Annotated in this window: 19 protein-coding genes and 1 riboswitch; of the genes, 3 read left to right on the forward strand and 16 right to left on the reverse strand. The window is 48.0% G+C overall.

Translation table 11 applies throughout. The features are described 5' to 3' along the window. Nucleotides 1-22: 22 nt before the first annotated feature. The 3 genes from CHL76_RS05475 to CHL76_RS05485 form a co-directional block, all read right to left on the reverse strand. The gene (locus tag CHL76_RS05475; protein WP_079476520.1) at nucleotides 23-715 is read right to left on the reverse strand and encodes a hypothetical protein; all 693 of its coding nucleotides are present in this window, start codon (nucleotides 713-715) and stop codon (nucleotides 23-25) included. 294 nt (nucleotides 716-1,009) lie between these two features. Next, nucleotides 1,010-1,399, reverse strand: coding sequence for a type II toxin-antitoxin system PemK/MazF family toxin (locus CHL76_RS05480; RefSeq protein ID WP_233133223.1), 390 nt, complete (start codon nucleotides 1,397-1,399; stop codon nucleotides 1,010-1,012). 58 nt (nucleotides 1,400-1,457) lie between these two features. Beyond that, nucleotides 1,458-1,724: a hypothetical protein gene (locus tag CHL76_RS05485; RefSeq protein ID WP_079476522.1), complete on the reverse strand. Its 267-nt coding sequence runs from the start codon at nucleotides 1,722-1,724 to the stop codon at nucleotides 1,458-1,460. Between the two features lie 280 nt (nucleotides 1,725-2,004). Next, nucleotides 2,005-2,184: riboswitch (Lysine riboswitch) on the forward strand. Between the two features lie 149 nt (nucleotides 2,185-2,333). Between CHL76_RS05485 and dapA the strand changes: the two genes are divergently transcribed. After that, a complete protein-coding gene (gene dapA, locus CHL76_RS05490; protein WP_094908062.1) occupies nucleotides 2,334-3,221 on the forward strand; it encodes a 4-hydroxy-tetrahydrodipicolinate synthase in 888 nt (295 codons plus the stop codon). A 106-nt stretch (nucleotides 3,222-3,327) separates the two neighbouring features. Continuing rightward, nucleotides 3,328-3,570 (forward strand): membrane protein insertion efficiency factor YidD, encoded by a 243-nt coding sequence (gene yidD, locus CHL76_RS05495; protein WP_094908063.1) that lies wholly within the window; start codon nucleotides 3,328-3,330, stop codon nucleotides 3,568-3,570. Here the strand turns inward: yidD and CHL76_RS05500 are convergent. The 7 genes from CHL76_RS05500 to CHL76_RS05530 all read right to left on the reverse strand — a co-directional run bounded on the left by CHL76_RS05500 (nucleotide 3,554) and on the right by CHL76_RS05530 (nucleotide 12,224). Further along, nucleotides 3,554-4,495: a DMT family transporter gene (locus CHL76_RS05500; protein ID WP_094908064.1), complete on the reverse strand. Its 942-nt coding sequence runs from the start codon at nucleotides 4,493-4,495 to the stop codon at nucleotides 3,554-3,556. The two genes, yidD and CHL76_RS05500, sit on opposite strands and share 17 nt — an antisense overlap. Nucleotides 4,496-4,516: 21 nt before the next feature. Then, on the reverse strand, nucleotides 4,517-5,890 hold the full coding sequence (locus CHL76_RS05505; protein ID WP_094908065.1) for a hypothetical protein: 1,374 nt from the start codon (nucleotides 5,888-5,890) through the stop codon (nucleotides 4,517-4,519). A gap of 130 nt (nucleotides 5,891-6,020) precedes the next feature. Next, a complete protein-coding gene (locus CHL76_RS05510; protein WP_079476527.1) occupies nucleotides 6,021-7,244 on the reverse strand; it encodes a M24 family metallopeptidase in 1,224 nt (407 codons plus the stop codon). A 35-nt stretch (nucleotides 7,245-7,279) separates the two neighbouring features. Then, nucleotides 7,280-8,719 (reverse strand): aldehyde dehydrogenase family protein, encoded by a 1,440-nt coding sequence (locus CHL76_RS05515; protein ID WP_094908066.1) that lies wholly within the window; start codon nucleotides 8,717-8,719, stop codon nucleotides 7,280-7,282. A gap of 12 nt (nucleotides 8,720-8,731) precedes the next feature. Continuing rightward, the gene (locus CHL76_RS05520; RefSeq protein ID WP_079476529.1) at nucleotides 8,732-9,772 is read right to left on the reverse strand and encodes a homoserine dehydrogenase; all 1,041 of its coding nucleotides are present in this window, start codon (nucleotides 9,770-9,772) and stop codon (nucleotides 8,732-8,734) included. Between the two features lie 16 nt (nucleotides 9,773-9,788). Further along, nucleotides 9,789-10,994 (reverse strand): M20 metallopeptidase family protein, encoded by a 1,206-nt coding sequence (locus tag CHL76_RS05525; protein ID WP_158219081.1) that lies wholly within the window; start codon nucleotides 10,992-10,994, stop codon nucleotides 9,789-9,791. A gap of 24 nt (nucleotides 10,995-11,018) precedes the next feature. After that, nucleotides 11,019-12,224, reverse strand: a complete 1,206-nt coding sequence (locus CHL76_RS05530) for a cystathionine gamma-synthase family protein (protein WP_079476531.1) — start codon at nucleotides 12,222-12,224, stop codon at nucleotides 11,019-11,021. Nucleotides 12,225-12,427: 203 nt separating this feature from the next. On the opposite strand from CHL76_RS05530, the gene CHL76_RS05535 reads away from it, so the two are divergent. After that, nucleotides 12,428-14,137 carry a PucR family transcriptional regulator gene (locus CHL76_RS05535; RefSeq protein ID WP_079476532.1) on the forward strand — a complete coding sequence of 570 codons (1,710 nt, stop codon included), beginning with the start codon at nucleotides 12,428-12,430 and terminating at the stop codon, nucleotides 14,135-14,137. Nucleotides 14,138-14,176: 39 nt separating this feature from the next. Here the strand turns inward: CHL76_RS05535 and kapB are convergent, their stop codons facing one another. The 6 genes from kapB to CHL76_RS05565 all read right to left on the reverse strand — a co-directional run bounded on the left by kapB (nucleotide 14,177) and on the right by CHL76_RS05565 (nucleotide 22,489). After that, the gene (kapB, locus tag CHL76_RS05540; protein WP_094908067.1) at nucleotides 14,177-14,554 is read right to left on the reverse strand and encodes a sporulation phosphorelay system protein KapB; all 378 of its coding nucleotides are present in this window, start codon (nucleotides 14,552-14,554) and stop codon (nucleotides 14,177-14,179) included. Nucleotides 14,555-14,573: 19 nt separating this feature from the next. After that, on the reverse strand, nucleotides 14,574-14,798 hold the full coding sequence (locus CHL76_RS05545; RefSeq protein WP_094908068.1) for a hypothetical protein: 225 nt from the start codon (nucleotides 14,796-14,798) through the stop codon (nucleotides 14,574-14,576). A 123-nt stretch (nucleotides 14,799-14,921) separates the two neighbouring features. After that, entirely contained in the window at nucleotides 14,922-16,406 is a 1,485-nt protein-coding gene (locus CHL76_RS05550) for a glutamate synthase subunit beta (RefSeq protein WP_094908069.1), read from the reverse strand. An 89-nt stretch (nucleotides 16,407-16,495) separates the two neighbouring features. After that, nucleotides 16,496-21,103 (reverse strand): glutamate synthase large subunit, encoded by a 4,608-nt coding sequence (gltB, locus tag CHL76_RS05555; RefSeq protein WP_094908070.1) that lies wholly within the window; start codon nucleotides 21,101-21,103, stop codon nucleotides 16,496-16,498. Between the two features lie 191 nt (nucleotides 21,104-21,294). Then, on the reverse strand, nucleotides 21,295-22,104 hold the full coding sequence (locus CHL76_RS05560) for an NRDE family protein (RefSeq protein ID WP_094908071.1): 810 nt from the start codon (nucleotides 22,102-22,104) through the stop codon (nucleotides 21,295-21,297). Beyond that, entirely contained in the window at nucleotides 22,064-22,489 is a 426-nt protein-coding gene (locus CHL76_RS05565) for a DUF2203 family protein (protein ID WP_094908072.1), read from the reverse strand. Before CHL76_RS05565 ends, CHL76_RS05560 begins: the two co-directional genes overlap by 41 nt. Nucleotides 22,490-22,678: the final 189 nt, after the last annotated feature.

The following is a 22,678-nucleotide window of genomic DNA, read 5'->3' on the forward strand; positions in this document are numbered from 1 at the left end:
GCTGCAGCGCTTTGTTTATCTATTAACCAATTCGGTCAAGCCGGCGTTCCATCCGCTCAAGCTGATGGTCTCCGGCTTTCTTTTTATTGGAGGATTTAATCAATTTTTTCAGTTTTTTCTTCGTCGTTCCTGCCGGAAGAAGGCCCTCGCTGAGCAGAAACTTGTAGAAGAAATCAAGGCGTCCGGTCTCGAGTTGGTAAGCGCGCGGCACCTGCTGCAAATACGAGGTAACGGCCTCTGATAAGGAAGAATTGTGAGCATCCAACTCGCTGTAACGTTCTTTATACATGCGGTAATTGTTTTCACTGAGGCGGTTCATAAGCGTCAGCAGAAAACGCTCTTCATTCCCCTGAAGCTGAAAGCCTTTTTTCTCAATCAAACGAAGAAACACCGCAAGGTCCGTGTTATAAAAGTCGAGTGCCAGCTTCATTTCGCTTGTGACAGAAAGCGTCAGCGAGTATTTTCCCTGGGCACGGGCAAGCAGCCGATTGTAAAGCGCCCGGTTTACACGGTCATTTAAAAGAAACGACGGATGGATCGTATACAAATACTTTTCGATATCCTTATTGAGAAGTTCATCAGTCCAGTCATCGTTTTCACGTCTCTGCCTCATTTGTACCTGCAGGTCTGTGTTATGACCCTGGATCCGTTCTTCTGTTTGGCGGGCAAGCTGATTGCGCTTATCTCTCCATTTTTGCTTCATTGCTTTAAGCATATGAAAGCCTCCCTTCCTTATCCTCTCTCTTATAGGCTGGTTTTATCCAACCCTCTCTTTATTTCCTAGAGCAGTGTATCACATCACAACTCAAAATAAAATAGAGCATTTAAAAGTTTTTCGTATTAATTTAAACCTTTGCGCTACTGAGAAGACTTATTAAGCTCACATAAGGATATATCGCTTTTTAAAGGCATTCATTTCTGTTTTTTGTAACAAAAAAAACCTTTCCGGCCGGAAAGGTTTTACGTATCAATATGCAGGCGGGGACCCGCAGTCGTTATGTATAATGAATTAATTGAATTCATGCAGGCCCAGGCTTATTTCGAGGCCTTTACGCACCTGCTCCATGGTATCATCGTCCAGGTGGGTAATCTTATCCGTTAACCGCTGCTTGTCAATGGTACGCAGCTGCTCAAGCAGAATAACGCTGTCGCGGTCAAACCGATGCTTAGCTGCATCAATTTCCACGTGCGTCGGCATTTTTGCTTTTTTAATCTGTGCCGTAATAGCTGCTACAATTACCGTGGGACTGAAGCGGTTACCAATATTATTTTGAATGATAAGTACGGGTCGGACGCCTCCCTGCTCAGAACCGACTACTGGAGACAGGTCCGCAAAAAATACGTCCCCCCGTTTAACTACTTTTTTATGATGCTGATTGTTTTGTTTCGAATCACTCAAACCACCCATTCACCTCCTTTTCCGGTTGCGCGCTTATGCTGCCGGACAGGATGAACAGCTAGTTTTGTTCGTTCAGCCGTCGTTCTGTCAATTGTGTAGATTCTGTTTCGGCATATTCAAATTCAGCGCATATTTCAGCATTTAGTGCAGCCATTTCTGCATATCCGTTCTTCAATTTTTCCTGCATGTCTGTAGATTTTTGTTTTTCGATCTGGTCCTTTAACACCTGATGAAAAAAAGAATCCTTTTCGGACTGGGACAGATGTTCGATTTCCGTATAGAGTTCTTCTGGAAGTTCTAGAGCGATCTGCTGAAGCTGCGACATACGTAATTGGCCCCCTAATGTTCTGTTTTCCCTCCCTTATTATATAAGAAAGCTCCCCGAAAATGAAATGTGTTTTTAAAAATTTTTTATTAACATAGCTGTAGAACAGTCAAAACAACTGCGGAGAAGGGATAAATAATCGATATTTAATTATGTTTATGTACATTAGAATTGGGCAATATAGAAAATACAATTAATTTTAAGACGGACTATTGTCTTTTAGGACGTTATCTGCTATGGTGTAATTAATTAATTTCATATCCTGCTTCTTTATTTGAGAAGTGAGGTTAGAGGTTGCGAAAATTATTAGTACGCTTTAGGAAGAGAAGGAGCTCTGGTGATTAAAGCGGAAAGGGGTTTTTGCCGAAGCTGAGAACGACTCACTCGTTCAACGCTGGTCTCGTATTAAATAAATGCGGGACTGTCATACAGGTTTTCTGTATGGAGGGCTATCTCACGCACGTGCGGTTCTGCTTAACAGCTGAAGCGTTCCTGCAACGATGGACTCCTTCCATGGTTGCTTTTTTCGTGTCCAGGCGGAGGCGAAGACGTGAAACCGCAAGCCCTCTCTTTTTAGGCAAGACTATACTTTTAAGAGGGTGAGTAATTATGAATTTTGGAAGATTAAGTACAGCGATGGTGACTCCATTCGATGAACACGGAGATATAGATTACACTGCATTAACCAAATTAATTAATCATTTGATCAGCACTGGAACAGAGAGCATTGTAGTTGCCGGCACCACCGGCGAATCTCCAACGCTTTCCCATGAAGAGAAAATTTCATTATTCCGTCATACGGTCCAGACTGTTAACGGCCGGGTTCCGGTTATTGCAGGCACCGGCTCCAATGACACTAGAGCTTCGCTTGCATTATCCCTTGAAGCAGAAAAAACCGGCATTGACGCTGTCATGCTCGTTACTCCTTATTACAATAAACCGAGCCAGGAGGGAATGTATCAGCATTTCCGCACGATTGCCGAAGGAATTAACACTCCGGTGATGCTGTATAACATTCCGGGAAGAAGCGCGGCCGGCATGACCCCGGAAACGATTGTCCGTCTTTCCCATGTCAAAAATATATGCTCTATTAAAGAAGCTAGCGGCGATCTTGAAGCTGCTGCCTATATTCTGCAGCATGCGCCTCAGGACTTCACTTTGTACAGCGGTGATGACAGCCTTACACTTCCACTGCTGTCCGTCGGAGCTACAGGCGTCGTTTCTGTCTCTGCCCATGTAGCCGGAGAAAGCATGCAGGACATGATTCAGAGCTTCTTTAACGGCCAGCCGGTATACGCCGCTTCCCGGCACCGGGACCTGCTGCCACTCATGAAGTCCATGTTTGCAGCTCCTAGTCCGACACCGGTAAAAGCAGCCCTTGAAATGCGCGGCATCATTTCCGGCGATGTCCGTCTGCCGATGGTCCGTTTAAATGCCGAAGAAGAAGCGCAGCTCCGCCAGGTAGTGGCGCCAGCAGCTTCCTTTTATGTTGGCTGATACTGGCTAACAGCCTTAAACCCCGCTGTTTTAAGCGGGGTTTTTCTGTTTTGTTTCTATTTATGCTACGATGTAGAGGCAAAAATGATTATAGGAGTGCGTATGGATGAAAAAAATAATGATCGCGCTGATTCAACTGTATCAACGATATATTTCCCGGTTCACTCCACCTTCGTGCCGCTTTTATCCTACCTGTTCACAGTACAGCATCACCGCCTTTGAAAGGTTTGGATTTTGGAAAGGGGCCTTTCTAACAATTCGGCGCCTCGTCAAATGCCACCCTTTTCATCCAGGCGGTTTTGATGAAGTGCCAGAAAAAAAACAAGCGCCTGCTAAGAATGATGCTTAACAGGCGCTTGTTTTCGTTTTTTTAACAGCAGCTGGTCCACCCAGCCGGTACCAAGCAGCACGCCAGCAACAATAAATACGAAGCCTCCAAGCTGCGCTGGTGATACGTTTTCTCCGAGGATAAGCGCAGAACTCAATAAACCAAAAAAGGGAACGAAATTATTAAATATAGCGGTTTTCCCCGGACCGATTTTCGAAATTGAGGCGTTGTATAATATCTGGCCAAGGCCGGTGGCAAATATCCCGGAAAGCAAAAACACGAGCCATACCCAGCCGGGCGCCGTGATGTATGATTCCCAGCCGGACGGGGCGAGGATAAAGCTGACGGCAAACAATCCGACAGAACCGACCATCAGCGTATAAATCGTCAGCACTCTCGGGGCTACCAGCTCGGAGGCTTTTTTTATAAACAAAAAGCTGATAGCCTGTGCTGCCATTGCGGCAAAAATAAAAGCGTCTCCTGTAGCTGCGCCTTGAACTGCGCCCCCATCTTCTCCAGTAACATTGATGAGCACTGCCCCGGCGAACCCGGCAAATACACCGAGCCAGCGAAGCTTCGTAAAGGCATCACCTAAAAAAATCATAGCTAACAGCGATGTGGTAATAGGAAGAAGAGCCAGAATCAGGGAGCTTTTCACAGCGGTTGTTTCACTCAGCCCTACAGCCAGAAAGGTATGGTGGCCGGTCATGCCAAACACCGCAGCCAGCAGAATATACTTAATGGCGGCCCTTGGGACCCATTCAAACTCCCTGCGCAGAAAAACAAACAGAGCTACGGAAAGACCGGCGAGCAGGATGCGTGCTGCCTGCATGTAAACCGGGTTTATTTCCGCCACCAGCACCTTCAATGCCACCACGTTAAGCCCCCACATCAGCATAACAAGCATGACAGATCCATATAATTTTCCGGCTTCAAGTGGTCGCATTCCTGATTCTCTCCTTCTTTATTACATTATTGTTTCGCCTAGTATAAATAACACAAGACTCAATACTACGGCAGCGCTTAAAATAAATGCAGCATTTTTTCTTATTACCTGGATGGTGGTTGTCCCCATTAGATGAGAAGACATGAGGATGGCGCCTGTGAATGGAGACACCTGGACACCAAGCATCCAGGACATCAAAAGCAGTACAGCCATAAACGAAGCCTCCACCCCAAAAACTTCTGGAGAGAGAGCCCCGCCAAGTCCTGTAACGATGATCACTGGGTGAATCCCTAAGGTGGAGAGACCCATTACAATAGCCACCACCCAGGCAATCAGCAGAATCATATAGCCCTGGGATAAAAAGCTGACAGCCTCTGAAAGCCAAGCCCCGGCATCACTGCTTCGGAGCGCAACGCTAAAGAAACCGGCCGTTACAAAAATACCAATTTCATTATACAGGCGTTCAAACGACCCGCTCACGTGTTTCCAGGTGGACTGGGCAAATGAAGTGGCCTGTTTGAGCGCAAGAGCCCATGTCCACGGATACAATAGAGCCAGTATAGAAACAATTGTCAGCATATTATAAGGTAGAAGCATTTCAAGCAAAAAAGAAGCCCCAAGCAGTATGCCCAAAAATAGTAAAAACGTACGCATCGAAGTCATCGGAGGTCTTGCTTCTTTGTTTTTTTCTGGCGACGTCCAAGTATCATCAGCAAATGCGGAGGCCCGGAAGAATACAATAACCAGGGTAGTCAACACGGCAGCCATTATGATGCCGTATGGACCGACTTCGCTCCAGCTTAAATCATAGATACTTAAAATAAGGGCCATGTTTACAAAGTATGGCGACCAGAGCATACAGGAACCGAAGCCCCGCAGCACCGTCAATGCCATTCTTTTTTGTTCAAAAGATGGAAAGCTTTCCTTGGCAATACCGTACACAAGTGGCATGGAGCCGAGATTAAGTATGGCACCGATGCTTGCTGTTACTCCGTAGCCAAGCTGATGCGGAGGGACCGCTTTCTTTTCATTTCTCCGTTCAAGGTACTGCTGAAAAGCATGCAGGTGACCCGCTTCAGACATGTACGTGCCGATGAGAGGCACTGTTAGAAAAAGTGCCAGCAGGGAAAGGTTCTCCCCAAAGCTTGTCCATACAATATGCCAGGAAACTCCGTAAATCCAGAACAAAGCAATGCCGACAGCAAGCAGCACATAAACGATGCGGCGGTTCAATGCAGGCATAACAGGCAAGGAGGCCACAAGCAGTACTCCGGCAATAAAACTGTACGCGTATTCGATGTAAGGCACGTGTAAAAGCACTTCTAAAAAATAGCAAAAAACAGCCACAAAGGCAGCGGCTCCGAGTGTAGTTCTTATGCAGGCCTGATGGTTCATGTTCATACCTCTTTTTAGTCAAGTCATCGTTGCAAACATCTTTTATGCTATCACTATCCGGAAAAAATAGCCAACACCTGCCTCTCACAAAAAAAGCAGGCCCCTTTAAAAGGAGCCCGCTTCCTGTATACTATCTGTAATTGGCATTCATCCTGCTTTCCGCAAAACCATCACCAAGCACTCCGGGTTCTTTAATATACATCTCCCTCGGCACGTGGCTTAGTAATTCACACCCGTTTTCCGTAATACGGATTGATTCCGTAATTTCCACGCCGTGGTCATCCAGCCATATGCCGGGCATGAGATGAAATGTCATGTTCGGCTGCAAAATAGTGTGGTCGCCTTTCCGGAAGCTGACGGTATGCTCGCCCCAGTCCGGGGGATAGCTGAGTCCGATGGAATAACCGAGACGGGATTCTTTAAAATATCCACGTCTTGCAATGGTCCGGCTCCAGACATTTTCCACTTCTTCCGCCGTCATTCCAGGCTTAATTGCGTCCATCGTTGTTTCGATCCCTTCAACCACTGTTTCCGACAGGTCGTACATTTTCTCCGGAGCCTGTCCGATCGCCATCGTCCGTGCCATCGGAGTATGGTAGCGCATATAGGCTCCGGCGATTTCAACTGTCAAAAAATCCCCATAGTTATATTTCCGGTCTGTCCATGTCAAATGAGGCGTTGCTGTGTTTTCATTGGCAGGAATCATCGGCACAATGGACGTATAGTCACCGCCGAATTCCTTCGTACCAAGAATTTGAGCGTTAGTAATGGCCGCGGCCACTTCATTTTCCCGAACGCCGACATCCACTGTATCAAACCCTGCCTGCATGGCATTTTCAAGTATTCGGCCGGCGCGGTACATGCATTCGATTTCCGCGTCTGACTTCACGAGCCGGACCCAGTTGACGAGCGTGCTGAAATTACGGAATTCTGCATTTGGGAGACCAGCCTGAATTCGCTCGTAGCACATCGCGGTGAAGTAGAATGCATCCATCTCCAGGCCAATTTTCCGGTTGCCCTGTCCAATTTCTGTCAAAATATTCGCCGCGAAATCCATTGGGTGCTTGATTGTCGACTGTACAAATTCATCAGGGTACGGGATGATATGATCGTCATCGAGCCAGGTGGTGACTACTGCACTATGGGCATCCATTTCCCTGCCGATCCATAGCGGCTGATCTTCATCAATCATTACAATCACCATCTGATGCACATAAAACGACCAAGCATTGTATCCCGTTAAATAATACATATTGGACGGATTAGAGACCAATAGTACTTCAATCCCGTATTCCATCATTTTCATTTTTGTCTGGTTCATTCTCATCAGGTACTCATCTTTTTCAAACAACATGAGCTGATCCCCCCTTTTATCCCGTCTACATTTATTTATTCATCGATGGCAAAGCATACGAGCCGTTTTTCCGACATTTCCTCGATTGCAAAAGCCACGCCTTCCCGGCCGATCCCGGAATGTTTGACGCCGCCAAACGGCATGGCATCAATGCGGAAATCGCTGCTGTCATTTACCATGACGCCGCCGACATGGAGTTTACGTACAGCCTTCAGCGCAATATTAACATCTTTCGTATAAATGCCGGCCTGCAGACCGAAAGGCACGGCGTTTGAGCGGGTGATTGCTTCATCAAACGTGGCAACAGAAGCAAGTATGACGACCGGCCCGAACACTTCTTCTTTTACTATCGCCAAATCCTCCGGAACATTCGACAGGACGGTCGGTTCGATAAAGGCACCGTGCCGGTTTCCGCCGGCGAGTACTTTGGCTCCGGCCTCCACTGCTTCTTTTATCCAGCTTTCAATTCGCTTAGCCTCTTTTTCATTGATGACCGGTCCAATATCGGAATCCTTATCCATTTTCCTTCCGGCACGTACCTGTCTGGCCTTTTCCACAAATGAAGTCTCAAAAGCGTCGTAAATATCTTCATGAGCGTATACCCGCTGCACACTCAGGCAGTTTTGGCCAGCAGCCCCAAATGCTCCGTCTACGCCTGACTGGGCTGCTTTTTCAATGTCCGCGTCCTTCCAGACAATATATGGGGAATTTGATCCGAGCTCCATGGACAGCTTTTTCAGACCTGCTTTGTGGGCGATACTTTTGCCTGTTTCGTACCCACCAGTAAAGCTGATCATCTGTACATCTTCTGACTCCACCAGAATGTCGCCAATGCCACGGCCTCTTCCGGTAATCACCGTCATTACTTTTTTCGGCAGCCCGGCAGCGATAAATGCTTCGGCCAGCTTCAGGGCACTGAGCGGCGTTTCTGTCGCCGGTTTCACGATAAGCGCATTTCCAGCAGCGATGGCCGGCGCTACTTTATGGGCCACTAGGTTCAACGGATCGTTAAACGGTGTAATAGCTGCCACAACTCCCACTGGAAAATGATAATAGTAGCCCATCCGGTGCGTATTGCCTTCCATCTGGTCAAAATTAATCGATTCCCCGGAAAGACGGCGGGCTTCTTCCGCCCCGAGACGAATAGTTTCGGCAGTTCTCCTTGCTTCACCGGAAGCTTCTGCTATCGTTTTGCTCCCTTCAAGAGCAATTATTTCCGCAAACTCCTCTGCATGGTCGAGCACGTAATCCGCCACTTTGTTTAATATATCCATACGTTCCCGTACACTCAAAGCTTCGGCAATCTCTTTACCTTCAACAGCAATCCGCACAGCTTCGCGTGCATCGTCGCTGCTTGCCATCGGCACTGTGCTGATCACAGATTGGTCTTCGGGATTGACAACGTCCAGCGTCTGCTCACGGCCGACCCATTCTCCGCCGAGAAGCATTTTTTGCTCTGTGATTTTTGTGGTCATGTTATCCCGCCTTTATATAGTATTTCGATCCATGTTAATCAGGTCGATCAACAATGCAAATCCTGTCTCCGGCACGCCGGCTCCAGCCCCCATCAGCGTAATTGGACCGCTCAGGTCGCATTCATAAGTGACAGCGTTTACTGCACCTCCTACATTGGCGAGGGCGTCGTCTTCGGAGAGCAGCTCTGGTTTTACCGATCCTTTGATTGTGCCTCCATTGTTTTCAACACGCCCGATCAGCTTCCAGTGCTTGTTTTCATTTCTTGCCTTCTGCATATCTTCTGCAGAAAGAGCCGTAATTCCTTGGCGTTCCACATCGTCTTTTTTCAAATCCGCTCCCATCACAACATTGGCGAGAATAACTACTTTATACAGTACGTCATAGCCTTCGACATCGCTGGTAGGATCCGCTTCTGCATATCCACGGGACTGAGCTTCTTTTAAAGCTTCGCCGTACTCCATCCCCTGCTCCATCTGGGTGAGCATGTAGTTTGTTGTTCCGTTCATTATACCTTTAATTGAGGTAATCCGGTTCCCGGAAAGGCTTGTCAGCGGCATTCGAAGCGCCGGGGTGCCGCTCATGACCGTCCCTTCGAATAAAAACCGTACGCCATTATCCTGGGCAAGTGCCTGAAGTTCTTTATAGGCAAGCGCCACTGGCCCTTTATTCGTAAGCACAGCATTTTTTCCAGCCTTAAAGGCTGTTTTGCAGTGATCAATCGCAGGCTGGCCTGTGTCCACATTGGTAAACGTGATTTCAATCACGGTATCTGCGTTTGACTGGGTGATTGTTTCGATACTGTCCCAGCCGCGCACGAGCCCTTCGGTATCAGGGTAGTTTTCGACTGTTCCATCTCTTTTCAGACAATCAAGAACCTTCTGCATGTCAAGGCCCTCCGGGTGGTGAAGGGAGCCTTTATACAAATCGGACACGGAAACTACTAAAAAGTCGGAACCAAAGGTTTCTTTCAGCCAGCTCCCCCGTTCGAGCAGTATTTCTGCAAGGCCGCGGCCCACTCCGCCAAACCCGATAAAATCTAATTTATGCGGCATATTTTTTCCTCCCAGTCTAATCTGTCTTGTGCTTTGTCATATAGTGTACAGCTGCTCCTGCAAGCAAGGAAGCGCCAATTGGTAAAATGGTTTCTTCAATATCAAACTGGGGCATGTGCAGCCCACTGTCTGCACGATCAGGATAACCTGCGCCGAGAAACATCATGCAGGACGGCACCTGGCGGGCCATGTAACTGAAATCTTCTCCGCCCATGCCGTAGGATTCTTCGTGGATCATTGTTTCCGGGTACAGTTCTTCAAGCACCGCCCGGTAAACCTTTACCGCTTCGGGACTGTTAACGAGTGCCGGCTCGCCTTCAGCAATCGTTACCTCCTGGGAGGCGTTCATTGATTCCGCTATGCGAAAGGCCTGCTGAAGCTCCTCGCGAAGCCGCTTACGGGTAGCATCTGAATAGCTGCGCATTGTGCCCCGGATACGGACTTCGTCCGGTATGACGTTGGTCGACGCTCCGGCCTTTAATTCACCGATACTTACAACCGCTGGTTCAAGCGGAGATGTCCGCCGTGACACGATTCCCTGCATCGCCTGCATCACAAACGTGCTGATCCATACTGGGTCAGTCGCAAGATGCGGATACGCCCCGTGGCCGCCGCTTGCGCGGATGATCCCTTCAAACGTATCAATGCCTGCCATGCTCGGACCTTCCTGCAGCCTTACATGACCCGGCGTGAACTCAGGGTCCATGTGCAGCGCAAAGGCTGCTTCGGCTCCTTCGAGCCATCCACGGCTGATTAAATAAGGACTGCCGGTGCTTCCGTATTCATCCGTATCTTCTTCAGCCGGCTGAAAAATAAACCGGATTGTTCCTTTTAAATGCTCCTGCTGCTTGTGTAGCATAAAGCAGGCACCGAGCAGCATGGCCGTATGAGCATCATGCCCGCACGCATGCATTTTCCCTGCACACGTAGAAGTGTAATCACAGTCGTTTTCTTCCTGAATCGGAAGGGCATCAATATCAGCACGCAGAATGACGAGAGGGCCGTCACCGGCCCCGAGCTCTGCGATCACGGCCGTGTCGAGACCTGTCTCTTCTCTTCCGCTATATACTGTTAAATTGGGGAGTCTTGCAAGCGTCTGTTTAATAAATGCTGCTGTCTCATACTCCTCAAAGCTCAGTTCCGGATGGCGATGCAGGCTGCGTCTCCATTCCACCAGCTGCTCTTTGATCGCTTCTGCTTCTTCCTTAATCGTTTTTGTCATTATCGTCATCGCTCAAACCGTCCTTTAGTTTTGCACGCTTTCAGCTTTTGGCAGCGAAGCCAGCGCCTGTTCCAGATCGTTAATGAGGTCATCTGCATCTTCAATGCCGACCGAGTAGCGCACAAGGCTTTCGGGGATACCGAGCGCTGCCCGCTCTTCCGGCGTATTTTCTACGTGGCTCGTCGTTCTTGCCGGACCAACCGTTGTTTCCACCGACCCGAGGTTTGCCGCCCGGTTGGCGTACTCAAGCTTTGGCAGAAACTGGCGTACAGCATCCATTCCACCTTTTAGCGAGAAGCTGAACATGCCGCCAAACTGGTTCATCTGTTTCGCCGCAATATCATGACCCGGATGAGTTTTAAGCCCTGGGTAGAAAACCTGGTCGACCTGCTCATGATTTTGCAGATGTTCAGCGATTTTCATCGCGGATTCACACTGCTGGCGCACCCGGAGATGTAATGTTTTCATGCCCCGAATCATCAGGTAGGCAGCCATTGGATCCATTGTAGCTCCGTTAATTTCGCGGTAATGAAAGATTTTTTCTACCAGGTCTTTCCGTCCGCATACTGCTCCACCGAGGGCGTCTGCGTGTCCTCCTAGAAACTTCGTCGCACTGTGAATAACAAGATCCACACCAAATTCGAGCGGGTTCTGGTTGATAGGGGTTGCGAACGTATTGTCAACAAACACAAGTGCGCCTACTTCTTTTGCTACCTTGGTCATTCGCTCAATGTCAGTAATTTTCACTGTAGGGTTTGTTGGCGTTTCTAAATACAAAACGTCGCAGCCTTTCCGCACTTCTGCTTCAATTTCTTCGTGGTTGCCTGTTTCACAGAGTGCAACCTCGATGTCCATATGCGGAAGAAACTCAGTAAAGATTTTATTGGTGCCTCCGTACGTATCTTTCATCGATACTACCCGGTCGCCAGGGCGAAGGAACGTAGCCAGGGAGTTGCTGATTGCCGCCATGCCGGTTGAAAAACTTGTAGCCGCTTCAGCGTCTTCCAAAATACGGATTTTATCTTCGAACGACTGCAGGGTTGGATTGGTGTTCCGGCCATAGATATGCCCTTCTTTTTTTCCTGTTGCCACATCATACCAATGGTCTAAATCATCGTAAGTATAGGCAACACTGTGGACTACCGGAACCTGGGTAGCTCCAAAAGCGCGGTATTCTTTTTCTCCTGCCCATACTGCTTTCGTTGAACGATTAATGTGTGTGTTTGCCATGATTGAACACAACCTTCCCTGTTACTATTTTTTCTCTATTTTTAGTGTATAGATTATTTGGTTAAATTCCATTCACACAATTGTATGAAGTTTCGCACTTTTTTTTGCACAATGTGCATGACACATTATCTTCCATGCAAATATGGTAGAATAAAACTAGAAGAAAAATTTACGTTTTTGGTACTGTAAAGGGGTGTCTCGCGATGATTTCCATGCAACAAATATTACAGCTTCCGATTATGAACACGGCCCTTCCATTGACGTCGAATGCCGATTCAAGCTCAATTACAGTCTACTGGGCATCGGTCATAGAAACACCTGTAGAAGATTTTGTCCGGCCGCGGGAATTAATTTTAAGCTCGGGGATCGGCTGTCAAAATGACCGGGAGCTGCTGGAATTTATTGAAGAACTGATGGAAGCGGGAGCGAGCGGCTTAATTTTGTCGGTCGGTCACTATATTTCGTCTATTCCTGATGTCGTAATTGATTTTTGTGAAACAAAAGCGTTTCCGCTTGTGGAAGTTCCGTGGGAAGTTCGCTTTTCGGACATTACAGAAGCGATTTCTGGAGCTCTTCATAAAAGCTCTCTGCGTTCCATTGATGTGTCAAATAAAATCCGCACAGACCTTCTCGAAATTATTCTCGAGGGCAAAGGTATGGAAGCGATTGCTTCTTACGTATACGAACAGCTGCAGATCCCAATGCTCGTAGTGGATAAACGCGGCCGCCTGAAAGCCCAGACGGACCAGTCAGCCGGGGCAGCTGAGTGGTGGAACAAGTATTTAAGCCAGGGGGGCAACCCGCTTTTTCCTCCTTTTCAGCAGCCGGATCCGGAAAAGACCCTGCCGGCAAATATGGAATGGATGGACACTGATGCCGGCACTCTGCTGCGTTTAACTGTGCAGACGACCCAGGATATCCAGGGCTATATGATTCTTCAATGGCCCAGCAATAAAGAAAAGCATGACGTGTTTGAAGAATACACCCTGCTTCTTCTTGAGCACTCGGTCACTACTTCTGCTCTCTGCTTTCTGCATGACCAGACAGCGCTTGAAACCGAGATGCGCTTGAAGGATGATTTTGTCTGGAGCCTGGCCAAAGACAATTACGAATCCCGGGACCAGGCGTTATCCCGTGGAAAATCATTAGGCTATAACTTAGAGCTTCCTTACATCTGCTTTGTGGCAAAGCCCGAAAATGTTGAACGGGTTTTCCACGCAGAATCCCCACCGCTGTCGTATGACCACTGGCTCGAACAGATCGGCTATACGTTTGAAGAAGAAGTCTCCCATGCAAGTCGTTATTTAAAAGCCCGGGTGATGAGCACTTTTCAAAAATCCGAACTCATTGTCTATTTGGAAATGCATCCGACCATGATGTATGATACCGTTTATTATTTCGCTGAAACGGTGCAGTACCGTCTCGAGCAGAAAATCCCTCACCTTGTCATCTCCTGGGGTGTCAGCAAAACAGCCGCCCCGTGGGAATTTGTGGCCAGCTTTTCGGAAGCTTCCTCTGCGCTTGATGCCGGCCGCAGACAGCGGGGCTTCGGCTACATTCATACGTACGAAGACACGCGTTTCGACCGGGCTCTGATGTCTCTTGCCAAAAATGAAGAAATCCGCCAGATTGCTGAAGCTACAGTTGCCCCCCTTCATCATTATTCCGTTGAACGGGGCATTGATTTAATGAAAACGGTCCGCACCTATAACGAATGCAAAGGGAACGTCAGCCAGACCTCGCGGGAGTTAAACCTGCACCGCCAGTCCCTTTTATACCGCCTAAAAAAAATTGAGTCGCTTACAAGCTGTGATTTAAATAATTCCGACGATTTGTTTTTAATCGAGCTTTCCATCCGGCTTCATACGGCCGGAGCCCTGTTTGTTACCGATGAGCGTACGTCTCACGCATAAAAGAACAAAACACGAAAATAACTCTGCCCACGGGCAGAGTTATAATAATTTTTGCCGCTCGTAATCCGTTTTTACGTCACGAAGCGTTTTTAACGATTTTTGGGAAAATTCATCTTCTTTACTTTCAAGTTCCTGCTCGTAAGCATTAAATGCCTGCCGGAGAGATTCTTTATAAGTCATGTCAGGCGCTGTGTCAATTGGCTTCACGGCTTTTTTCTGTACCCAGATTTTTTCCTTTTCCGCAAGCGCCCGGCGTTCATGAAAAATTGGCACATTCGTCTTTTTTGGCTGGTGCAGATCTCCCTGCTTAGGATGCTCTAGTACCATCTGTACTTCCATCAGCCACTGTTCTGGATTTTCTTTCACAGGGATTCCAACATAAATTCCTGATTTGTAAGGAAATCGATACTGTTCCATCTTTTTTCCACCTTTCCTGTCAGCCTCCCGGCGTTATCGCAACAAACCATTCCCACAACATCTCTGCCCACGGCACAAGATGCGTGTTTGTCCATTCATTATATTCGCTCCATCCGAAAAGCACCTGGGCCATTTCCCCGGAAAACGAAACCATTACAAACAATAACGCCGTTGCCAAAATTAGTACGATGATGACTGCATAAACAATTAGTGCTGTTAAAATCCCTTTCGTAACTTTTTTCACTATAAACCCTACTCCAACAAAGTTTTAATCTATTGTATCAGATTATTTATAAAAATTCATTACAGTACGTGAAATTTAAATATTTTTTCTTAAAAAAGCCCGGAGTTACCGGGCTTTTTTCTACTACTGCAGATTGGTCGTTCCCATCAAAAATCGATCGCACTCGCGGGCTGCTTCGCGTCCTTCGTGGATAGCCCAGACTACAAGGCTTTGGCCACGACGGTTGTCGCCTGCTGCGAATACTTTTTCATTGTTAGTCACATAACTTCCGTACTCGGCATTCACTGTGCTTCTTTCAGTACGCTCGATTTCCATCTGCTCAAGAAGCTCCTGTTCCGGGCCGGTAAAGCCAACAGCTAGCAATACAAGGTCTGCTTTCCAGACACGCTCGGTCCCAGGCACTTCATGGCGGACCTTTTGGCCATCCTCAAAGACAGTTTCCACTTCCACCGTATGGATTTCTTTTACCTGGCCTTTTTCGTTTCCAACAAATTTCTTAGTCATAACTTTGTATGCACGCGGGTCATCACCTTGAAGAGCGGCCGCTTCTTTGTGACCGTCCTCCTGCTTATAAACAAGTGGATACAGCGGCCACGGGTTATCTTCTGGACGGTCGTTGTCTTTTTCTTTATTGATATCAAATTGTGCCAGGGAGGCGCAGTTGTGACGGAGGGAAGTCGTAATACAGTCCACACCGGTGTCCCCGCCGCCGATGACGATTACATGCTTGTCTTTTGCGCTGATATAGCGTCCGTCTGCGAGATTCGAATCCAGCAGGGATTTTGTGTTTCCGCGAAGAAAGTCCATCGCGTAGTGGATTCCTTTTAATCCGCGTCCTTCTGCTGGCACATCACGGTGCTTCTGGGCTCCGGTACAGAGAATAACCGAATCGTATTCTTCGTCAAGCTGCTCGGATGTAATATCTTTTCCGACATCGACGCTTGTCCGAAATTCGATGCCTTCTTCTTCCATAATGTCTGTTCGCCTGGTAATTGTTTCATTTTCCAGTTTTACTTCCGGGATACCGTAGGCAAGCAGTCCACCAATGCGATCGTCCTTTTCGAAAACTGTAACCGTATGACCCGCACGGTTCAGCTGTTGTGCTGCTGCAAGTCCAGCCGGTCCGGAACCAATCACTGCCACTTTTTTGCCTGTTCTCGTTTTTGGAGGCTCAGCTGTAATCCAGCCTTCCTTAAACCCTTTTTCAACGATATGATACTCAATTGATTTAATGGTTACAGGGTCATCGTTGATAGCTACCGTGCAGGAGCCTTCGCACGGAGCCGGGCACACTCTTCCGGTGAATTCCGGGAAGTTGTTCGTTTTATGCAGGCGTGTTAATGCTTCCTGCCATTTCCCGCGGTAGACAAGGTCATTCCATTCTGGAATTAAATTGTACACCGGACAGCCAATTTCATCGGAACCCACCATGGAAGTGCCGGCCTGGCAGAAAGGAATTGCACAGTCCATACAGCGGGCGCCCTGTTCCTGGAGTTTGTCTTCCGGCATCATGATTTGAAACTCCTGCCAATTTTTCACCCGTTCGAGCGGATCCAGCTTGCTTGGAGCTTCTCTTTTATATTCTAGAAAACCTGTTGGCTTCCCCATTTCCTTCACTCCCACTTTTAAAATCGTTGCACGCTGTTCGCACAACGCCTTTATTTGAAAAGTCAGGAAGGCTCTAAAAGCCCCCCCTATTAATTTCCAGTGACTTTCTCTTTATCTTTATCTCCCTCAGTTGTTGCCTCCTGGAAGGCTTCAAGTACAGCGTCCGCTTCGCTTAAACCGTTGTCTACTCTTTCCTGAATCGACTGCAGCATCGCCTGGTAGTCGTATGGAATGACTTTCACAAAATGCTCTTGTTCGGTTTCCCAGGCAGCGAGAATGCGTTCTGCCACTTCACTGCCTGTCTGTTTTCCGTGCATTTCAATCATCTGACGGACTTCCTGCTCGTCCTGTGCGGATTCGAGCGGCTCCAGGCCTACCATTTCGCTGTTGTATTTGCTTTCCAGTGTACGGTCGGGGTCGTACACGTACGCTACGCCACCAGACATCCCTGCTGCGAAGTTCTTTCCAGTAACGCCGAGATTGACGACCACGCCTCCGGTCATATACTCACAGCCGTGATCCCCGACGCCTTCGACTACGACTTTCGCTCCGCTATTTCTGACACAAAACCGTTCTCCGGCTACCCCACGGACATAAGCCTCTCCAGAAGTAGCTCCGTAAAACGTGGTGTTTCCGATGATAATGTTATCCTCCGGCTCAAACGTAGACGTATCCGGCGGCGTAACGATCAATTTCCCGCCTGAGAGTCCTTTGCCGATATAGTCATTGGCATCACCAATCAGGCTTAGCGTCATGCCCTTAGGGATAAACGCCCCGAAGCTCTGTCCCGCGGAACCGTAGAAGGTAAATCTGATGGTGTCCTCCGGCAGGCCTTCGACTCCGTATTTCTGGGTAATTTCGCTTCCGAGCATCGTTCCGGCCACCCGGTTCGTGTTTTGAATATCGAATTCTCCAAATACCGGTGTCCGGGATTCAAGAGCGTCCTTGGCCGCGTGCTTTAGCGTCGTTTCATCAAGAGATATATTCAACTCATGGTCCTGTTTAATGTGAGCCACGTGCTTCGATTGATTTTTCGCTTTCGGCCGGTGAAGCAGGTTAGACAGATTCACGGTCTGTGCTTTTTTATTATTGACTGATTCTACCTGCTTCAGCACCTCGGTATGTCCGACCATATCGTCGACACTGCGGAAACCGAGCTCTGCCATAATTTCACGCAACTCTTCAGCCACAAAAGTCATAAAGTTTACGACATTGTCGGGCTTGCCCATGAATTTTTTCCGCAGTTCAGGATTTTGTGTCGCCACACCTACCGGACACGTATCGAGGTGGCAAACACGCATAATGACACAGCCGAGCACTACGAGCGGTGCCGTAGAAAATGCATATTCTTCTGCGCCGAGAAGTGCGGCCACCGCTACGTCCCGGCCTGTCATCAGCTTGCCATCCGTTTCCACTGAGATCCGATTCCGCAGATTATTCATTACAAGCGTCTGGTGTGTTTCCGCCAGGCCAATTTCCCAGGGAAGGCCGGCATGCTTAATGCTTGTCCGGGCTGCTGCCCCTGTGCCGCCATCGTAACCGCTGATGACTACGTGGTCTGCGCGTCCTTTTGCGACTCCGGCAGCAATGGTGCCGACCCCGGTCCCTGAAACAAGCTTTACGCTGACACGGGCATTCGGGTTGGCATTTTTCAAATCATGGATCAGCTCCGCTAAATCCTCAATCGAATAAATGTCATGGTGCGGCGGTGGAGAAATCAAGCCGACACCTGCTGTCGTACCACGCACTTCCGCAATCCATGGGTACACTTTTTTGCCGGGAAGCTGTCCGCCTTCGCCTGGCTTTGCCCCCTGAGCAATTTTGATTTGTATCTCATCGGCGTTCACCAGATAGTGGCTTGTAACACCAAAACGTCCTGAAGCTACCTGTTTGATTGCACTCCGGCGCAGGTCGCCGTTTTCATCCGGCGTAAACCGCTCTGGATTTTCCCCGCCTTCACCCGTATTTGATTTCCCGCCAATACGGTTCATCGCAATTGCGAGTGCTTCGTGGGCTTCCTCGGAGATAGAGCCAAACGACATTGCTCCGGTTTTAAAGCGTTTAAAAATGTTTTCCACCGGTTCCACTTCATCGATACTGACAGGTTCACGTACGCCTTTGTTAAATTCGAGCATCCCGCGAAGAGTTGTCTGCTCCTGTTCCTGTTTATCAATAGCATCTGAATATTTTTTAAACAAGGTAAAATCATTTGTTTTTGCGGCGTGCTGAAGCATATGGATGGTATGCGGATTATACTGGTGAGGTTCGCCATTTCGCCTCCACTGCAGATCATCTCCCGGGTCAAGCGTTGTGTCCAGGCCTTCCCGGTCATTGTAAGCCCGGAAGTGGCGCTCGAGGACGTCTTCAGCAATAATTTCTGTGCTTACACCACCGATTCTCGAGGATGTCCATGTGAAATAGCGATTGATCACTTCGTCATTAATGCCGACAGCTTCAAAAACCTGGGCGCCCCGGTAACTCTGTACCGTAGATATGCCTATTTTCGAAAGAACCTTCATGATCCCTTTCGTAGCCCCTTTAATATACGTGCTTACTGCTTCCACGTAGGAGCCTTCCATTAATCCTTCTTTGATCATGTCATCGACCGAATCAAAGACGAGATAAGGGTTGATCACTTCTGCCCCGTATCCGAGCAGCACTGCCAGATGATGCACCTCCCGTGGTTCAGCACTTTCAAGCACCAGGCTGACGTCTGTCCGGCGGCCCGTGCGGATCAGGTGGTGATGCAGGCCGCTGACGGCAAGCAGAGCTGGTATTGGGGCAAAGGTCTCGCCTACATCGCGATCGCTTAAAATAAGAATGGTCGAGCCGTCATCGATGAATTGGTCCGCCTGCTCAAATAACCGTTCGAGGGCGTCTTCCATTTCATTAGCTCCTTTTGCAGCTTCAAAAACGATAGAAAGCGTAGAAGCAGCAAACCCTTCCTGTTTATTGGATCGCAGCTTGGCTAAATCCTCGTTGTTGACTATTGGCTTTTTTAAATACAGCTGCTGGGCATGCGAAGGTTTCGGGTCGAGCAGGTTGCCCTGTTTACCGATAGTCGTGCCAACAGCAGTGACTATTTCTTCACGGATGGCATCTATTGGCGGATTTGTCACCTGGGCAAACAGCTGTTTGAAATAGTTATACAAAAGCTGCGGCTTTTTCGAAAGCACTGCAAGCGGAGAGTCGTACCCCATTGAACTTACCGGGTCGCCCGCTCCGGTTGCGAGCGGCTTAACTACTTTTTCCAATTCTTCATACGTATAGCCAAAAGCAAGCTGGCGCTGCTCTAATTTTTCAAAGTTAGTATTGTAGACGTCCTGACTTTCAAGCACATCCTCTAAATCCGTCAGGTATTCATCAGTCCACTCCTGGTATGGATGCTCACCAGCAATTTTGTCTTTGATCTCTCCGTCAGGAACAATACGCCCTTCTTCAAGATCCACAAGCAGCATATGACCCGGATGCAGGCGCTCTTTGTACAGAACGTCTTCCGGAGCGATATCAAGTACGCCCACTTCCGAAGACATGACAATCTGATCGTCTTTAGTGACATAATACCGGGCAGGACGAAGTCCGTTGCGGTCAAGGCAGGCGCCGATCTGGCTGCCGTCAGTGTATGCTATGGCTGTCGGCCCGTCCCACGGCTCCATTAAACAACTGTGATACTGGTAAAATGCACGTCTCTTTTCATTCATTAACGGGTTATTTTGCCACGGTTCCGGAATCATCATCATCGCTGCATGAGGCATTTTATGTCCCGACAACGTCAAAAATTCAAACGCGTTGTCAAACATCGAAGAGTCGCTGCCTTCGGCGTCCACCACCGGATGCACCTTCTCCATATCGCTGCCAAAGAGCTCTGATTCAAACTTTGGCTCTCTCGCATGCATCCAGTTAACGTTCCCTTTGATCGTGTTGATCTCTCCGTTATGGATGAGATAACGGTTCGGGTGCGCGCGCTCCCAGCTTGGAAATGTGTTCGTGGAAAAGCGGGAATGCACAAGCGCCAGTGCCGTTTCAAACTGGCGGTCATTCAAATCTTTGTAAAACTGATTGAGCTGCTCGGTCGTAAGCATCCCTTTATAAACAATTGTGCGGGACGACAGGCTTGCAAAATAAAAGCTGTCCTGGTCATGAAGCTTAACTCCGTGCTCATGCTCAGACCGTTTTCTGACAATATACAATTTTCGCTCAAAATCTTCTCTCGTTTTTACATTTTCCGGGCGTTTAATAAAAAGCTGCCGGATGGCAGGCATTGCTGAGAGTGCAGCATTTCCAAGCATGGAGTCGTCAGAAGGCACTTCGCGCCACCCAAGCAGGGGGAGGCCTTCTTCCTCTACCATTTTTTCAATAGCCTGTTCGCACTGGGCACGCCTGGTCTGGTCTATAGGCAGAAACAGCATCCCCACTCCGTAATCGCCTTCTTTCGGCAGCGAAAAACCGAGCTCGTTTTCTTTATTTTTAAAGAAACGGTGTGGAATCTGCAGAAGCATTCCTGCCCCGTCTCCTGTATTCACTTCATCTCCCTGGCCTCCACGATGATCCAGGTTTCTTAAAATTTGCAATCCTTTTTCAACAATATCATGTGATTTTTTTCCTTTAATATCCGCAAGAAAACCGATCCCACAGTTATCCTTCTCAAACTGGGAGTCATACAAGCCTTCTTTATAATGTTTTCTAGGCAATAACATATACCCCTCTCCACCTCTCTCCATGGTGTCCAAATTTAAATTGGTTTGCATATTATATCATTTTTCTAAACATTCGACAAATTAAGATTTGAGTTCGACAAGTCATGTAAACGCTTATAAACGGATATACACGTTTTCATCCTTTGAACGTATTTTTATATTCATACGCATCAAGGAATAAATATTCACGTTTATACATGCCATTCATAACGGCCTGTGCCAGTACGGGCGTCTGTCATCCGCTCGATCATCGTAATTTTTCCGTCTTTTCGCACCGTGAACAGTGTCTGGCATCTCGTTTTGTATTCAGGCAGATCAATAAACATTGAGGACAGCTGCTTTTCAAGCTGTTTGTCTATTCCCGTGTCCGGCAGGTCCTGGTCGGCAGCAGGCTCTGCATTCCGCATCGCCGTGAAAAAGCTTTCAGGGTGGAGCGTGTTTTCTGAAGAAGCAAGCAGCGTTTCTATTTGTTTTTTCGCTTTTTCCACCTTTGGCCACGGAGTGTTCAGGGAGGCGTTACTGAGAGCGTGCACTCCGGGAGTAAGACGCTCCACATGCGGGCCGTCTTTGTGGTTATGTAAATAAAAAACTTCTTTCCCGGAGCCGGCGATCATGTTGAACCCTCTGTATTCATTCCGGTCCTTCTGTACCGCTTCAAGAGCCTGTTTCGTTTCATTCCGCAAGAACCGCAGTGGCAGATGGCCCCGTGATTTTTCCCCGGCTTCCATTCCAGGTCTGCGGATATTTGTTACTGCTGCGAACCGTCCGGAAAGGCTGCCCCCCATCCATGTTCCGCCCTGCTTTAAATCTTTGCCTGCAATAATGCCTTCCCCCTGCCACTTATGAAGACGTTTGGTCGGCCTTTCTAAAAATTCATCCCGGTTAGAAACCACGACAAGCGGAAACCACGGGTGTGCCTGGTGCGCCAAAGCAATTAAACACATACCATTCGTTCCTTTCTTATTCCAGCGGATACTTTCTCCACTCCGGATCTGCATCATCGTCTGTCGCTTCGATTCTTTTTCTTTTCGTATACACCGCAAATAATTCCCTGTACCTGGAAATAGCGGACTCCCCGAATTTCCAGCTGAGCATAACTGTACGCCCGTTCGCTTTTGCCGGGAGATCAATTTGCCCGTTCTGAACGCTGCGGACAAACACGTATTTCGTCTCGAGCTGTCTAATAAGATCCCGTGTCTGCCATTCTAAAAAATCAATGGCTGCCTCGAGCAAAAATACCTCTTCTTCCCCGGCTTCCGCTGCAGCCCGTCTCTTTCTGTATGTACGATGAAGAGTGTCCTGCAGGTATTTCAGGTAAATTATTTCTTCGTGGAACCATGGAATTAATGTATTTGCTTCTTCCAGTGAATAGTATTTGCTGAACATGGCAATTCTCCTTGGACACGCTTTCCTGCTTCTGCTCCCTAATTTATATACTGCTTCTATAATATGTTACAAAAAATTTTCAAAATTGCAAAGGAAAATGATTTGTTTTACATGCCCGGGCCCAACTATATGAACGAACATTTTTTTACTATTGCCCGCTCTAATGCTAAACTATAAGTATTATACTTC

Source organism: Marinococcus halophilus (genome assembly GCF_002265875.1).
Taxonomy (GTDB): domain Bacteria; phylum Bacillota; class Bacilli; order Bacillales; family Marinococcaceae; genus Marinococcus; species Marinococcus halophilus.

Coding starts and splice junctions, on each gene's coding strand:
- CHL76_RS05525 (WP_158219081.1), bottom strand. CDS start 10,994: ATGACAAAAACGATTAAGGAAGAAGCAGAAGCGATCAAAGAGCAGCTG.
- yidD (WP_094908063.1), top strand. CDS start 3,328: ATGAAAAAAATAATGATCGCGCTGATTCAACTGTATCAACGATATATT.
- CHL76_RS05475 (WP_079476520.1), bottom strand. CDS start 715: ATGCTTAAAGCAATGAAGCAAAAATGGAGAGATAAGCGCAATCAGCTT.
- CHL76_RS05510 (WP_079476527.1), bottom strand. CDS start 7,244: ATGTTGTTTGAAAAAGATGAGTACCTGATGAGAATGAACCAGACAAAA.
- gltB (WP_094908070.1), bottom strand. CDS start 21,103: ATGTTATTGCCTAGAAAACATTATAAAGAAGGCTTGTATGACTCCCAG.
- CHL76_RS05530 (WP_079476531.1), bottom strand. CDS start 12,224: ATGGCAAACACACACATTAATCGTTCAACGAAAGCAGTATGGGCAGGA.
- CHL76_RS05500 (WP_094908064.1), bottom strand. CDS start 4,495: ATGCGACCACTTGAAGCCGGAAAATTATATGGATCTGTCATGCTTGTT.
- CHL76_RS05535 (WP_079476532.1), top strand. CDS start 12,428: ATGATTTCCATGCAACAAATATTACAGCTTCCGATTATGAACACGGCC.
- CHL76_RS05505 (WP_094908065.1), bottom strand. CDS start 5,890: ATGAACCATCAGGCCTGCATAAGAACTACACTCGGAGCCGCTGCCTTT.
- CHL76_RS05560 (WP_094908071.1), bottom strand. CDS start 22,104: ATGATGCAGATCCGGAGTGGAGAAAGTATCCGCTGGAATAAGAAAGGA.
- dapA (WP_094908062.1), top strand. CDS start 2,334: ATGAATTTTGGAAGATTAAGTACAGCGATGGTGACTCCATTCGATGAA.
- CHL76_RS05565 (WP_094908072.1), bottom strand. CDS start 22,489: ATGTTCAGCAAATACTATTCACTGGAAGAAGCAAATACATTAATTCCA.
- CHL76_RS05515 (WP_094908066.1), bottom strand. CDS start 8,719: ATGACCACAAAAATCACAGAGCAAAAAATGCTTCTCGGCGGAGAATGG.
- CHL76_RS05550 (WP_094908069.1), bottom strand. CDS start 16,406: ATGGGGAAGCCAACAGGTTTTCTAGAATATAAAAGAGAAGCTCCAAGC.
- CHL76_RS05520 (WP_079476529.1), bottom strand. CDS start 9,772: ATGCCGCATAAATTAGATTTTATCGGGTTTGGCGGAGTGGGCCGCGGC.
- CHL76_RS05485 (WP_079476522.1), bottom strand. CDS start 1,724: ATGTCGCAGCTTCAGCAGATCGCTCTAGAACTTCCAGAAGAACTCTAT.
- kapB (WP_094908067.1), bottom strand. CDS start 14,554: ATGGAACAGTATCGATTTCCTTACAAATCAGGAATTTATGTTGGAATC.